The sequence below is a fragment of the Streptomyces sp. NBC_00878 genome (assembly GCF_026341515.1).
In the GTDB taxonomy this organism is placed as follows: Bacteria; Actinomycetota; Actinomycetes; order Streptomycetales; family Streptomycetaceae; genus Streptomyces.
In genome coordinates, this window is the sequence record NZ_JAPEOK010000001.1 from 1157986 (window position 1) to 1171342 (window position 13357).

Here is a 13357-nt window from a genome sequence, read left to right on the forward strand (position 1 = left end):
GCCAAAGCCAGGGACCGGGGTACGGCCCGAATGCTCTCAGATTTCGAGCTTGTCAGATGACGGGTGGCCGGCCCAGTCTCGTCAGGCGCCATACCGTACGCCACTTCATGGGGCGCCGTGGGCCGCACGGACTGGTCCAGCCCTCCTTGAATCCACCGAACCAGGCTCTCAGCGCGGGCCGGGAGGGGCGGCGGGCGAGGGTCAGCAGCAGCCACACGCCGAGGTATACGGGAACCAGCGGCGCGGGCAGATTGCGACGGGCCAGCCAGACACGGTTGCGGGCGACCATCCGGTGGTAGATCGCGTGCCGCGAGGGGGCGGTCGTGGGGTGGTAAAGCACCATGTCCGAGCGGTAGTCGATCATCCAGCCCGCGTCGAGGGCACGCCAGGCGAGGTCGGTCTCCTCATGGGCGTAGAAGAACTCGTCGGGCAGTCCGCCGACTTCCGCGAGCACCTTCGTACGGACGGCGTTGGCCCCGCCGAGGAAGGTGGTCACGCGCGAGTTGCGCATCGGGTCGGACGCGCGTAGCCGGGGCACGTGGCGGCGCTGGGTGATCCCGGTCTCGGGGTCGGCGATGCGGAAGCTGATGATGCCGAGCTCCGGGTCGGCCCCGAAGGACTGTCGGCAGAGCTCCGCGGTGTCGTGGTGCGCGAGGAGGCCGTCGTCGTCGAGGAAGAGGAGGACGTCCACCTCGGTGCCGCCGGGGCCGAACGCCTCGATGCCGACGTTGCGACCGCCGGGGATACCGAGGTTCTCGGCCAGTTCGACCGTCCGTACCCCCTCGGGGACGTCCGGGACGGGCGAGCCGTTGCCGACCACGACCACCTCGACCGGGTCGCCGTCCTGCTTGGCGACCGAGTCGAGGAGGGCACGGAGTTCCTCGGGGCGGTTGCCCATGGTGATGATCACCGCGCCGACCTTCATGGCGGTGCTCACTTCAGCCTGCTCGACGCGAGGATCGACACCAGGTGCAGCAGGGTCTGCAGCAGCGCGATGCCGGCCAGGACCGCGACGCCGAGCCGCGAGAAGAACAGATCGTCGCGGACCGTGTCCAGGATCGCCAGGACCAGGATCAGCAGGGACGCCTCGACGCCGAGGACGAGCCGGTGGAACTTCAGCGCGGCGGCGGCCCTGCGGGCCAGGGCCATGCCGGAGGAGCGCGGCTCGGAGGCGGACTCCTGGACCGGCGGCTTCCCGCTCTGGTGCCGGGCCACGCCGACGAGGTCGGTCTCGGCCTTGATCATGATCGCGCCGAGGGCGGCCAGGGTGCCGAGGAAGGCCCACAGCCAGTCGATCCGCCCGGTGCCCCACAGATCGGCGGCGCGCAGCCCGAAGCCGACGAGTACGGCGGCGTCGCACAGGTAGGCGCCGACGCGGTCCACGTATATCCCGGCGAGCGAGTACTGCTTGCGCCAGCGGGCGAGCTCGCCGTCGACGCAGTCGAACAGCAGGTAGAGCTGGACCATCAGTACGCCGAGTACGGCGCCCGGGATGCCCGGCACCAGCAGCGCCGGGGCGGCGAGGACGCCGAAGACGGTCATCAGGTAGGTCAGCTGGTTGGGCGTGACCCGGGTGTTCACCAGGTGCCGGTCGATGCGCAGCGAGAGCTCGCGCATGTAGAGCCGGCCGGCCCAGTGCTCGCCGCTCCGCCGGTCCTTCACACCCGGAGGGTGGACGACCGGGCGGAGCTCAGCTACCGATGGCTTTTGCATAGTCGGCGTATGCGTCCCTGATCTGGTCGGTGGACAGGTCGAGGTGTTCGAGGATCGTGTAGCGGCCCGGACGGGTCGACGGAGCGAACTCCACGACCTGGACGAACTCGTCCACGCTGAAGCCGATCTCGTCCGGTAGCACGGGGAGGCCGTGGCGGCCCAGGACCTCGGTCATGTGCCCGGCCGTCTCGTGGTCACCCCGCAGGAACGTGGCGAACGCTCCACCGAGGCCGCACTGCTCGCCGTGGAGGGCGCTGCGCTTGGGGAACTTCAGGTCGAACGCGTGGCTGATCTCGTGGCAGGCGCCGGAGGCGGGACGGCTGTCACCGGCCACCGACATCGAGATGCCGCACAGCACCAGCGCCTCGGAGAGCGTCGTCAGGAAGTTGTCGTCGCCGACGCCTCCCGGGTGGCGCAGCACGGCCTCCGCGGCCTGGCGGGCCATGGCGGCGGCCAGGCCGTCGACCTGCTCGCCGTTCTCCCGGTGCGACAGCTCCCAGTCGGCCACGGCGGAGATCTTGCAGATCACATCGCCGATGCCGGCCCGGACGAACCGCACCGGAGCCTCGCGGATGACATCGAGGTCGATGACGATCGCGATCGGGTTGGGCACACCGTACGAGCCGCGGCCCGCGTCGTTGTCGAGCGTGGCGACCGGGGAGCAGAGCCCGTCGTTCGCCAGGTTCGTGGCCACCGCGACGAGCGGCAGGCCCACGCGCGCGGCGGCGTACTTCGCGCAGTCGATGACCTTGCCGCCGCCGAGGCCGACGACGGCGTCGTAACGGCCGGCCTTCTTGATCGAGTCGGCGAGCCGGACCGCCCCGTCGATGGTGCCGTCGGCGTCGTCGAACCAGTCGGCCTCGGGAAACGCCGGGGCGAACCGCTCGCGAAGGAGCCGACCGGAGCCGCCGCTGACGGCGAAGGCCAACTGGCCGGAGGGCGCGATGCGCTGGTCGGACAGGATCGTCGCCAGATCGTCGAGTGCCCCCGGACGGATGTCGACGACGACCGGCGAGGGGATGAGCCGCGTCAGTACTGGCACGCGATGCCCCGTCCCTTGGCAAGGTCGTCGTGGTTGTCGATCTCGACCCAGTTGACGTCGCCGATGGGGGCCACGTCGATCTGGAAGCCGCGGTTCACGAGCTCCTGGTAGCCGTGCTCGTAGAACTGCTGCGGGTCCGTCTCGAAGACGGTCTTCAGCGCGTCGGCGAGCTCGTCGGCGGCCTCGCCCTCGATGAGGGTGACGCCGATGTACTCACCGGTCGCCTCGGCCGGGTCCATCAGCTTGGTGATCTTCGTCATGCCGCCCTCGGGGCCGACGACGACCTTCATCTCCTCGTCGGCGAGGGACTTCACCGTGTCGAGGGCGAGGATGATCTTCTTGCCGTCGCCGCGGGCGGCGAGCAGGGTCTCCTCGACGGAGACCGGGTGCACGGTGTCGCCGTTGGCGAGGATCACCGAGTGCTTGATGGCGTCGCGGCCGCACCACAGGGAGTAGGCGTTGTTCCACTCCTCGGCCTTGTCGTTGTCGATCAGGGTGATCTTGACGCCGTACTTCCGCTCCAGCGCCTCGCGGCGCTCGTAGACGGCCTCCTTGCGGTACCCGACGATGATGGCGACCTCGGTCAGGCCGATCTCGGCGAAGTTGCCGAGGGTGAGGTCGAGCACGGTGATGCTGTCCTCGTTGCCCTCGGGTCCCACCGGCACCAGTGCCTTGGGCAGGGTGTCGGTGTAGGGGCGCAGACGCCGTCCGGCGCCGGCAGCCAGCACGAGGCCGATCATGCGGGTTCTCCTTCATCGTGTACGGCGGGTGCGCCGAGTTTGTGGGCGGTCACCCAGAAGCGGATGCTCTCGACGAGCACCACGAGCGCCACGGCCACGGCGAGAGCCGTGAGCGCGACCGTGAAATCTGTGGCGGTGAGCAGCGCGGCCAGGACGGTGACCAGCAGCGTCCTGCCTTCGTGCCCGCCGATCGCCCGCACCAGCCAGTGCGGCGGCGCGCCGGCGTCGCCGCGGATGCGGTACACCGTGTCGTAGTGATGGTAGGCGACAGCGGCCACCAGCCCGAAAGCCGCAGGAAGTGCCCCGTTCACATCGGCTTTGGCCGCCAGTACCAGAACGGTCCCGTATTCGGCCGCCCGGTAGAACGGCGGAACCAGCCAGTCCAGGGCACCCTTCAGGGGCCGCTGGAGGGCCACGGGCGACAGCAGGACGTACCCGCCGGCGCCCAGGACGGGCCACCAACTGCCGTACGGGGAAAGCCAGGAGGCCCCCACGACGAGCGCACCGGCGACCAGGGCGACTGCGGCCGGGCCGCCGAGGCGCACACCGGGCGTCAGGCGGGCCAGGAACTCGGCGAGCGGACCGGAGTCGGTGAGGTCCGCCAGTGCCTGCGCGGCCCGGTCTGTGCGCTGCGCCTTGCGGGTCAGCGACCGGAGCACCCGGCCCGCCGTCGTGTACGTCGCCGCGAAGGCGCAGCCGATGAGCAGCGCGTAGAAGGTGATACGAGGAGTCGTGAACGCCGTGAGGACGGCGATCATCGCCCAGCGCTCGCCGATGGGCAGCACGATCATCCGGCGCAGCCAGACCGTCCAGCCGACGCTGTCGAGCCTGCCGGAAAGTGCCGCGGTGGGGCTGGTGTTGGCGGTGGCGTCGTGATTCGCCTCGTTGAAGGAGAAGTCGACGACGTGCCGGCAGGTCTGCAGGACCATCGCGCCGAGTGCGAGTGCCCATACGTCGTCACCGCCGCGGGCCGCGCCGAGGGCCAGGCCCGCGTAGTAGGCGTACTCCTTGGCGCGGTCGAAGGTCGCATCGAGCCAGGCGCCGAGCGTGGAGTACTGCAGGGAGTAGCGGGCGAGTTGGCCGTCCGTGCAGTCGAGGACGAAGGAGAAGAGGAGCAGCAGCCCGGCGGCGACGAAGCCGGCGCGGGTCCCGGTCGCCGCGCAACCCGCCGCGATCAGCGCGGTGACCAGCGAGGCCGTGGTGACCTGGTTCGGCGTGAAGCCGCGGCGGGCACACCAGCGGGCGAGGTAGCGGGAGTACGGACTGATGCAGTACGTCGTGAAGAAGCCGTCGCGGGACTTCACGGCCGTGCGCAGCCGGATCGCCTCGTCGTCGACCGAGGTGACGGCCTGCCGGGCCTCGTTGCGGGCCTGCGGATCCCTCGGGACCTCGGCGACGAGGTCGCCGAGCTCGGGGCGGTGCAGATCGGTGTCGAGCACCTCGGCGACGTGGTCGGCGACGATGCCGACCACCACCGAGCCGTTCGAGGCGTCACCCGAGGCCGTGCGCAGGGCCCGGGCCAGCGCCGGACGGGCCGTGGGCCGGGCGGTGACGGCGCCGGGAATCGCGGCGGCGTCGAAGCGCGGGTCGGTCAGGCCGAGCCGCAGCGCGTGCACGTGCCCCACGAAGCGGGCGTCGACGACGGCGACCCGCTGGTGTACGGGGACGGCGGCGAGGAGTGTCTCCGCGTCGGCCGCGTCAGCGGCGACCCGCACGTCGAAGCCGAGCGACCGCAGGTCGCTCTCCAGCGACGACCCGGGCACCGGCTGACCGGTGAGGATGGCGGTCGACAGACGAACTCACTCCTCTGTGATCCGGCGTACGCCGACGCCGGGCATGTGCGTGGTGGGGGGACGCCCCAGGCCATGGGCGGCCGGGCGGCATGTCGGCAGAGGCTATCGGATGATGGGAAGGGCCCGTTCACCGCCCGTTCACCACCCGATCAACACGGTCTGCTGCACCGCGTCTCCGCGATCATCATCGTGGATCCGGACCCCGGCCCACAAACCACGGCTCATTCCGCGGCAATCCATGACGTAGCTCGTGCGTCGACCTCGTGGCGGCGTGCCGCTCCTCATGACCCGCGCGCCGCTCCGGGGCGAGCCGACCGGCATAGGGTGAGCGTCCATGACATGGCTGATCACAGGCGGAGCTGGATACATCGGGGCACACGTGGCGCGCGCCATGGCCGAGGCCGGGGAACGCGTGGTCGCCCTGGACGACCTCTCGGCAGGCGTCCCCGCACGGCTGCCCGAGGGCATCCCCCTTGTCCAAGGCTCGTCGCTGGACGGCGAGTTGCTGAAGCGGGTCCTCGCCGAGCACGCGGTGACGGGTGTGGTGCACCTGGCCGCGCGCAAGCAGGTCGGCGAGTCCGTGGCGCAGCCCACGCGCTACTACCAGGAGAACGTCGGAGGGCTCGCCACCCTCCTGGAGGCGGTCGCCGGGGCGGGCGTCGAACGCTTCCTCTTCTCCTCCTCCGCCGCCGTCTACGGCAACCCGGATGTGGATCTCATCACGGAGGACACGCCCGGCGCCCCCATGAGCCCCTACGGCGAGACGAAGCTCGCCGGTGAATGGCTGGTGCGGGCCGCGGGCCGCGCGCACGGCATCGCGACCGTGTGCCTGCGCTACTTCAACGTGGCGGGCGCGGCAGCGCCCGAGCTGGCGGACACGGGGGTCTTCAACGTGGTCCCGATGGTCTTCGACCGGCTCACCCGCGACGAGGCCCCGCGGATCTTCGGCGACGACTATCCGACGCCGGACGGCACCTGCGTACGCGACTACATCCATGTCGCCGACCTCGCCGAGGCACATCTCGCGGCGGCCCGGCGACTGATCTCGGCGGGCGACTCCGGTGACTCTGGTGACTCGGGCGACTTGGGCGACTTGGGCGATCTGACCGTCAACATCGGCCGCGGCGAGGGGGTTTCGGTACGTGAACTCGTGACGCTCATCGGCGAGGTCACCGGCGACACCCGTCCCGCGCTCGTCGAGCCGCGTCGGCCGGGCGACGCCCCGCGCGCGGTCGCCTCGGCCGCGCTGGCCGCCGAGAAGCTGGGCTGGACCGCGCGCCGCGGGGTGCGCGAGATGGTCGAGTCGGCCTGGGAGGGCTGGCGGCTGCACCACTCCGGATGACCTTCCGGACAACGTCCCGGTGACCTCCGGACGATCCGGTCCGCGCTCTGACCTGCGAGGCGTTTCCGCAGGTCAGAGCATATGACAACGGTGTTCAGTACCGCGTTGCGTATACCCCCCACCCGTAGTTCACTGGAGATCGCCGACAGGGCGTCGGGGCGATTTCGGAGGGTGGGTTCTCATGGAGGCCGGTCACAGTCACGGGCATGCGCACCGCGCGGCCGACGGGGGCACGGCGGCGGGCGCGTACCGCGGGAGACTGCGCGTCGCGCTGTCGATCACGCTCACCGTCATGATGGTCGAGATAGTCGGCGGGATCGTCGCGGATTCGCTCGCGCTCGTCGCGGACGCGGCGCACATGGCGACGGACGCGCTCGGCCTCGCCATGGCGCTGCTCGCCATCCACTTCGCGAGTCACCCGCCGAGCGGGAGCCGTACGTTCGGCTACGCGCGCGCCGAGATCCTCGCCGCGCTCGCGAACTGTCTGCTGCTGCTCGGGGTGGGCGGGTACGTGCTGTACGAGGCGATCCAGCGCTTCGTGGCCCCGGCGGAGACCGAAGGCGGGCTGACGGCTCTGTTCGGCCTGATCGGCCTGGTCGCGAACGTGGTCTCGCTGTCGCTGCTGATGCGGGGGCAGAAGGACAGCCTGAACGTGCGCGGCGCGTTCCTGGAGGTCGCCGCGGACGCGCTGGGCTCGCTGGCGGTGCTGCTCTCCGCGCTCCTCGTCCTGACCACGGGTTGGCAGGCCGCCGACCCGGTCGCCTCGATCGTCATCGCCCTGATGATCGTTCCTCGTACGTGGAAGCTGCTGCGGGAGACGTTGAACGTGCTCCTGGAGGCGGCACCCGAGGACGTCGACATGGCGGAGCTGAGGTCCCACATCCGTGCGCTGCCAGGTGTCGAGGGCGTCCACGATCTGCACGCCTGGACGATCACTTCGGGGCTGCCGGTGCTCTCCGCGCACGTGGTCGTCGGGTCCGAGGCGCTCGACGCCATCGGTCACGAGAAGATGCTGCACGAGCTGCGGTCCTGCCTCGGCGACCACTTCGATGTGGAGCACTGCACCTTCCAGCTGGAGCCCGGCGGGCACGCGGCGCACGAGATGCGGTTGTGTCATTGAGCTTCCGGGAGGGGCGGGCGTACGCTCGGTGACGGAGTCGACACGCGCGCGTGAGGGGGGTCGGGGAACACGGGATACCGACTTCGGGTTACGGCATCCGGCCAGTTCTCCCGGTACCGGAGGCAGCGGTGACGGCCGCCGTCGGGAACGGTTCCGCCCTGGTGGGAGCGGGCACGATGAGGTGTCCGGCCGCTTTCGGCGTCCGACCGGTACCGGCCGTGATGTCCGGTTCGACCGAGGGACGGAACCGGACATGCGGGACCTCGCGTGATGCCGGGAGTCCCGGTTTCGTGCGGCAGACTTGGGGCTCGAAGACCGATGTGAAGGATGGGTATGCCGATCACACCTGCCACCGCGACGCACAGTTCGTCGAACGGCACCGCCGAAGCCATCTTGCTCGAACTGGTCGACGAGGACGGCACCACGATCGGCACGGCGGAGAAGCTCGCGGCCCATCAGCCGCCGGGGCAGCTGCACCGGGCGTTCTCCGTCTTCCTCTTCGATGAGCGGGGTCGGCTGCTGCTCCAGCAGCGGGCTCTCGGCAAGTACCACTCCCCCGGCGTCTGGTCCAACACGTGCTGCGGTCACCCGTATCCCGGCGAGGCGCCCTTCGCGGCGGCCGCGCGGCGGACGTACGAGGAGCTGGGGGTCTCGCCGTCGCTGCTCGCCGAAGCGGGGACGGTGCGGTACAACCACCCCGATCCCAAGTCGGGGCTGGTGGAGCAGGAGTTCAACCACTTCTTCGTCGGGATGGTGCAGGCCACTCTGCGGCCCGACCCGGCGGAGGTCGGTTCCACGGCCTTCGTGACCGCGGCCGAGCTGGCGGAGCGGCACGCGAAGGACTCGTTCTCGGCGTGGTTCATGACCGTGCTGGATTCGGCCCGGCCGGCGATCAGGGAGTTGACCGGAGACGCCGCGGGTTGGTGACCGCGGGTTCGTGACTTCGTGACCGGGGTCGGCGACTGCCTGTTCGTCGTCTGCGGGTCCCCGCGCCCCTTTGAGGGGCGCGGCACACCTCAGCGCGGCCCCTCAGATCACTCGCGCGGGTGTGAGAGGCAGCGCCGACCAGATCACCTTGCCCCCGGTCGTCGTGTGCTCCACGTCGCAGACTCCGCCCGCCTCCCTCGTGACCTCGCGGACCAGGAGGAGGCCGCGGCCGCCGGTCTGGCCGTGGTCGGCCTCCAGGGCGGTCGGGCGGTAGGGGTGGTTGTCCTCGACGGAGACCCGCACCCACTCGGCGCCGACAGCGATCTCCACGGCGAGCATCGGGGAGAGCAGTGCCGCGTGCCGCACCGCGTTGGTGACCAGCTCCGAGACGATCAGCAGGAGCCCCTGGATCAGATCGTCCGAGGCGGGTACGCCCTGGCGGACCAGCAGGTCACGGACGGCGTGCCGCGCCTGCGGTACGGAGGCGTCGACGGCCGGAGCGGTGAACCGCCAGACTCCCTCGTACGGCAGCGGGCCCGGCGGTCTCACTTCGGGAGGCATCTCCCCGCCGCCTTCAGGGCGTGGGCCGGACCCCCGCCCCTGGTCGTCCATCGTCCGGTCGCCACCCTTGCGCTCGATTGTCACCACACGTCGAGTGTTGGTAACACGCTGGTCCGTACCGGATGACTGAACAGAAGTCAGCGAGTATCGGCGATTCCTGATCGTCGACGCATGACACCGTCAGCCGCACGACTGATCCTGTCCATCTTGTGCCGAATTCGGAACTCTTCGGGTTGTACGGGTTTGATCCGGGACGAGTGTTCGAAGCCTGCGGATAGCATCCGGTTCATGGAGCCGCAACTGCTGCACAGTGTCGCCGACGGGGTCGCCACCGTCGTCATCCACCATCCGGCCAAGCGCAACGCCATGACGGCGGCGATGTGGCGGGCGCTGCCGCCGCTGCTCGACACGCTGGCCGCGGACCCCGTCGTACGAGTGCTCGTGCTCACCGGCGAAGGCGGGACGTTCTGTGCCGGGGCCGACATCTCCTCGCTGCGGAGTTCGTCGGGCGAGGCACAGGGGTTGGCGGTGCGGGCCGAGGAAGCGCTCGCCGCGTTTCCGAAGCCGACGCTCGCCGCCGTACGCGGCTACTGCGTGGGCGGCGGGTGTCAGCTCGCGGCGGCGTGCGATCTGCGGTTCGCGGACGAGGCGGCCTCGTTCGGGATCACTCCGGCGAAGCTGGGAATCGTCTACGCGGCCTCCTCCACCCGCCGGTTGGTGTCCCTGGTGGGGCCCGCCACCGCCAAGTACCTGTTGTTCTCGGGTGAGTTGATCGACGCGGAGCGTGCGCTGCGCACCGGTCTGGTGGACGAGGTGCTGCCCGGCGGCCAACTCGGCAAGCGAGTCGCGGAGTTCAGCCGGATCCTCGTCTCGCGTTCGCAGTTGACGCAGGCCGCGGCGAAGGAGTTCGCCGACGGACGTACGGACCGGGACGACTACTGGGCGCGGCAGGCGCGCGACGGCGGCGACACCGCGGAGGGGGTGGCCGCCTTCCTGGAGCGCCGGCAGCCCGACTTCACCTGGACCACGCCAACTTCCAGGTCCAACTCTCAATCTCCCTCGACGTCTACGTCACGTTGAAACGGCTGCTCGCGCGGAACCGCTCGACGAGGTGGGCCGGTGCCTTCTGCGGTGAGCCCGCGTCGTAGGGCGGTTGCGGGTCGTACTCCGTCAACAGTTGTACCGCCTGGGCCTGTTCGTCGCCCGCGATCCTGCCGAGCAGCGTGAGCCCCATGTCGATGCCGGACGAGACGCCGGCCGCCGTGACGTACTTGCCGTCGGTCACGACCCGCTCTCCGGTCGGCTCGACGCCGAAGTTCGTCAGGTGGTCGAGGGCCAGCCAGTGGGAGGTCGCGCGGCGGCCCTTCAGCAGCCCGGCCGCCGCGAGCAGCAGCGAACCGGTGCACACGGATGTCGTCCAGGTGCTCGTGGCGTCCGCCGCGCGCAGCCAGTCGAGGAGCGCCTCGTTCTCCATCTGCGGGGTCTGGCCGGGGCCGCCGGGGACCACGACGATGTCGGGGTTCGGGACCTCGGAGAGGGTCTTGTCGGCGATGAGGGCGAGATTGCCGGTGTCGGTGCGGACGGGTCCCCGGTGCTCGGCGACGAAGACCGTTTCGGAGTCCGGGAGGCGGCCCAGTGTCTCGTAGGGGCCTACCGCGTCCAGGGCTGTGAAGCGGTCGAAGAGGACGATGGCGATGTGCATGGGTGCCTTTCGGTCGAGGGCGGGCGCCAGTGGGTGATCTGCGGGTTGTCGTGGGCTGGTCGCGCAGCTCCCCGCGCCCCCAAGGGGCGCGCCTGGGACCGGCATCCACATCACCGAGCCGGTGACGGTCGAAAGCGGCGGCGGTATTCCGCCGGAGCTGAGCCCAGGGTCCTGACGAACGCTCGGCGCATTGCCTCCGTCGTGCCGTAGCCGCTGGCCCGGGCTATCTGTTCGACGCCTTCCGTCGTGTCCTCCAGGAGGCGGCGGGCGTGTTCGAGGCGGACCGCGTCGACGTAGCGGCCCGGGGTCATGCCCGTCTCGGCCTGGAAGGCGCGGGCGAATTGGCGGGGCGAGAGGCGGGCGCGGGCCGCGAGCGACTCGACGCACAGATCGTCACCGGGGTGCTCGGTGATCCAGTGCTGGACGTCGCGCAGTGGTGCGCGGCGGGCTGTCTGTGCGGAGAGCTGGGCGCTGAACTGGGCCTGGTTCCCCGGGCGCCGGAGGAAGACGACGAGGTAGCGGGCTACGGCGAGCGCGGCGTCCCGGCCGAGGTCCTCCTCGACGAGCGCGAGGGCGAGGTCGATGCCCGCGGTGACACCGGCGGAGGTCGCCACGTGGCCGTCGCGTACGTAGATGGGGTCCGGGTCGACCTCGATGGCCGGGTGGTCGCGGGCGAGCCGGTCGCAGTACGCCCAGTGGGTCGTCACGCGGCGGCCGTCCAGGAGGCCCGCCTCGGCGAGCAGGATCGCCCCGGTGCAGACGGACACCAGGCGGTCGGCGCGCGGGCCGTGCTCGCGCAGCCAGTCGATCACCCGCTGATCGGGACCACGCGTGCCCCTGCCTCCCGGGACGAGCAGGGTGTGCGGGGCCGGGGCCTCGGCCAGGGCGTGGTCCGGGACGAGGGTCAGACCGCTGGAGCTGCGTACGGGAGCGCCGTTCAAGGAGGCGGTGTGGAGGCGGTACGTCTCCCCAGGCTCGCCGGCGTAGGTGTCGGCGCCGGCGAAGACCTCCACGGGGCCCGTGACGTCGAGGCTCTGGACGCCGTCGAAGAGGACGACGAGGACGGTTCGGTACGCCATGGCCTCGATTCTTCGCGGGAGACGGTATGGCCGCAATGACGAATAACCCACCTTTCCTGCCATCGGCGTCAGGTGGCGGACCAGCTGGGCCGGGCGGCGGAGCCGGAAGGCCGGGTCGATCGTCGCCCCGCCATTCCATGCGTACCAACCAGTCGGTAACGTGCGCGGCATGACCACTGCCCTGCCGGAGCGCGCCGGACGCCGATGTCACAACGCCCTCAATCCCCTGCACTCGACGCACTACTTCTCGCCCGATCTCGCGGAGGAGCTGGCCGGGGTGGGTGTCACGGACCGCAACGCCGCGTACTTCGCGGTGCGTGCCGCTGCCATGGGGCCGGTGGGCGCGGGCACGGTGACGGCGACGTTCTACAACTTCCGCCATGAACTGGTGGCGCGGCATGTGCCCGAGGTGTGGCGGACCGCCTCTCCGGAGGCGGTGCTCGCGGCACGCGCGCGTGCCGTGGACGCGACACTGCGGCGGCTGCTCGGGGACGAGGTGATCGCGTCCAAGGAGGTCGCGGAGGCGGCGGAGCTCGCGCTGCGCGCGGCGGAGGCGTGCACGCGTACCGCCCGCCCGCTGTACGCCGCGCACGCGGATCTGCCGGTGCCCGACGAGCCGCACCTCGCGCTGTGGCATGCGGCCACGCTGCTGCGCGAGCACCGCGGCGACGGGCATCTCGCGGTGCTGCTCGACGCGGCACTCGACCCCCTGGAGGCGCTGGTGAGCCACACCGCGACCGGCAAGGGAATGGCGCCCAAGTGGGTTCTCGCCACGCGCGGCTGGACCCGCGCGGACTGGGACGCGGCGAGCGGGCGGCTCAGGGAGCGCGGACTGCTGAACACCGAAGGCGAGTTGACGGAGGCCGGGCTCTCCCTGCGCAAGGAGATCGAAGCGCGGACGGACCGCCTCGACGCTGCTCCGTACACGCACCTGGGCGCCCCGGGCGTCGAACGCCTCACCGAACTGGCCACGGGGGTGCTCATGGCGGCGATGGCCGCGGGGGCGTTCCCGGACGGCATGGTCGGCAAGGACTGAGCGTGGCGGGACCGCGGCGGACCGGCCGTGTCGTCCGCCACGCGCGCGTGGAACCGTGCCGGACCGACCTGCCGTCCGGCACGCGCGCGTAGGACCTCGGTGGACCGGCCGTAGGACCTCGGTGGACCCGCCGTGTTTCGTCCGGGCACGCGCGCGTAGGGCCGGGGCGGACGGGCCCGTCGTCCGGCACGTGCGCGTGGCTTGCGGATGATGCTTGCCCGGCGGGCCGGGATTCGGGACCCCGGTTCGAGGTACTCGTGCGTCTCCCGGCCGGGCCGGTCGGGAGACGAAAGGGGAAACAC

At 70.9% G+C, this 13357-nt stretch carries 13 protein-coding genes; 5 read left to right on the plus strand and 8 right to left on the minus strand.

What is annotated here, in order from left to right:
- Positions 1-52 precede the first annotated feature (52 nt).
- From OHA11_RS04650 to OHA11_RS04670, 5 genes are read right to left on the minus strand one after another with little or no spacing between them, the layout of a single operon-like run.
- A complete protein-coding gene (locus OHA11_RS04650) occupies positions 53-937 on the minus strand; it encodes a glycosyltransferase family 2 protein (protein ID WP_266492218.1) in 885 nt (294 codons plus the stop codon).
- Positions 934-1713 carry a CDP-alcohol phosphatidyltransferase family protein gene (locus OHA11_RS04655; protein ID WP_266492220.1) on the minus strand — a complete coding sequence of 260 codons (780 nt, stop codon included), beginning with the start codon at positions 1711-1713 and terminating at the stop codon, positions 934-936. The genes OHA11_RS04650 and OHA11_RS04655 overlap by 4 nt, the downstream gene beginning before the upstream one ends.
- Positions 1691-2755, minus strand: coding sequence for an iron-containing alcohol dehydrogenase family protein (locus OHA11_RS04660; RefSeq protein WP_266492222.1), 1065 nt, complete (start codon positions 2753-2755; stop codon positions 1691-1693). The genes OHA11_RS04655 and OHA11_RS04660 overlap by 23 nt, the downstream gene beginning before the upstream one ends.
- Positions 2743-3495, minus strand: coding sequence for a phosphocholine cytidylyltransferase family protein (locus tag OHA11_RS04665; protein ID WP_266492224.1), 753 nt, complete (start codon positions 3493-3495; stop codon positions 2743-2745). The genes OHA11_RS04660 and OHA11_RS04665 overlap by 13 nt, the downstream gene beginning before the upstream one ends.
- Positions 3492-5288 (minus strand): DUF5941 domain-containing protein, encoded by a 1797-nt coding sequence (locus tag OHA11_RS04670; protein ID WP_266506944.1) that lies wholly within the window; start codon positions 5286-5288, stop codon positions 3492-3494. Before OHA11_RS04670 ends, OHA11_RS04665 begins: the two co-directional genes overlap by 4 nt.
- A 334-nt stretch (positions 5289-5622) precedes the next feature.
- Between OHA11_RS04670 and galE the strand changes: the two genes are divergently transcribed.
- The 3 genes from galE to idi all read left to right on the plus strand — a co-directional run bounded on the left by galE (position 5623) and on the right by idi (position 8677).
- On the plus strand, positions 5623-6630 hold the full coding sequence (gene galE / locus OHA11_RS04675; RefSeq protein WP_266492227.1) for a UDP-glucose 4-epimerase GalE: 1008 nt from the start codon (positions 5623-5625) through the stop codon (positions 6628-6630).
- A gap of 181 nt (positions 6631-6811) precedes the next feature.
- Positions 6812-7750: a cation diffusion facilitator family transporter gene (locus OHA11_RS04680; protein WP_266492229.1), complete on the plus strand. Its 939-nt coding sequence runs from the start codon at positions 6812-6814 to the stop codon at positions 7748-7750.
- 333 nt (positions 7751-8083) lie between these two features.
- A complete protein-coding gene (gene idi / locus OHA11_RS04685) occupies positions 8084-8677 on the plus strand; it encodes an isopentenyl-diphosphate Delta-isomerase (protein ID WP_266492230.1) in 594 nt (197 codons plus the stop codon).
- A gap of 102 nt (positions 8678-8779) precedes the next feature.
- Here idi and OHA11_RS04690 read toward each other — a convergent pair whose 3' ends face one another.
- Positions 8780-9289 (minus strand): ATP-binding protein, encoded by a 510-nt coding sequence (locus OHA11_RS04690; protein WP_266506946.1) that lies wholly within the window; start codon positions 9287-9289, stop codon positions 8780-8782.
- Between the two features lie 237 nt (positions 9290-9526).
- Here OHA11_RS04690 and OHA11_RS04695 point away from each other — a divergent pair, with 237 nt between their 5' ends.
- Positions 9527-10318 carry an enoyl-CoA hydratase/isomerase family protein gene (locus OHA11_RS04695; RefSeq protein ID WP_266492232.1) on the plus strand — a complete coding sequence of 264 codons (792 nt, stop codon included), beginning with the start codon at positions 9527-9529 and terminating at the stop codon, positions 10316-10318.
- Here the strand turns inward: OHA11_RS04695 and OHA11_RS04700 are convergent.
- Entirely contained in the window at positions 10305-10940 is a 636-nt protein-coding gene (locus OHA11_RS04700; protein ID WP_266492235.1) for a DJ-1/PfpI family protein, read from the minus strand. The two genes, OHA11_RS04695 and OHA11_RS04700, sit on opposite strands and share 14 nt — an antisense overlap.
- A gap of 110 nt (positions 10941-11050) precedes the next feature.
- Positions 11051-12019 (minus strand): GlxA family transcriptional regulator, encoded by a 969-nt coding sequence (locus OHA11_RS04705; protein WP_266492238.1) that lies wholly within the window; start codon positions 12017-12019, stop codon positions 11051-11053.
- Between the two features lie 169 nt (positions 12020-12188).
- On the opposite strand from OHA11_RS04705, the gene OHA11_RS04710 reads away from it, so the two are divergent.
- Positions 12189-13055: a hypothetical protein gene (locus OHA11_RS04710; RefSeq protein WP_266492240.1), complete on the plus strand. Its 867-nt coding sequence runs from the start codon at positions 12189-12191 to the stop codon at positions 13053-13055.
- Positions 13056-13357: the final 302 nt, after the last annotated feature.

Excerpts from the sequence above, each read along its gene's own strand:
- OHA11_RS04695 (WP_266492232.1), top strand. The coding sequence starts at position 9,527 with ATGGAGCCGCAACTGCTGCACAGTGTCGCCGACGGGGTCGCCACCGTC.
- OHA11_RS04680 (WP_266492229.1), top strand. The coding sequence starts at position 6,812 with ATGGAGGCCGGTCACAGTCACGGGCATGCGCACCGCGCGGCCGACGGG.
- OHA11_RS04705 (WP_266492238.1), bottom strand. The coding sequence starts at position 12,019 with ATGGCGTACCGAACCGTCCTCGTCGTCCTCTTCGACGGCGTCCAGAGC.
- OHA11_RS04665 (WP_266492224.1), bottom strand. The coding sequence starts at position 3,495 with ATGATCGGCCTCGTGCTGGCTGCCGGCGCCGGACGGCGTCTGCGCCCC.
- OHA11_RS04710 (WP_266492240.1), top strand. The coding sequence starts at position 12,189 with ATGACCACTGCCCTGCCGGAGCGCGCCGGACGCCGATGTCACAACGCC.
- OHA11_RS04655 (WP_266492220.1), bottom strand. The coding sequence starts at position 1,713 with ATGCAAAAGCCATCGGTAGCTGAGCTCCGCCCGGTCGTCCACCCTCCG.
- galE (WP_266492227.1), top strand. The coding sequence starts at position 5,623 with ATGACATGGCTGATCACAGGCGGAGCTGGATACATCGGGGCACACGTG.
- OHA11_RS04690 (WP_266506946.1), bottom strand. The coding sequence starts at position 9,289 with ATGGACGACCAGGGGCGGGGGTCCGGCCCACGCCCTGAAGGCGGCGGG.
- OHA11_RS04700 (WP_266492235.1), bottom strand. The coding sequence starts at position 10,940 with ATGCACATCGCCATCGTCCTCTTCGACCGCTTCACAGCCCTGGACGCG.
- idi (WP_266492230.1), top strand. The coding sequence starts at position 8,084 with ATGCCGATCACACCTGCCACCGCGACGCACAGTTCGTCGAACGGCACC.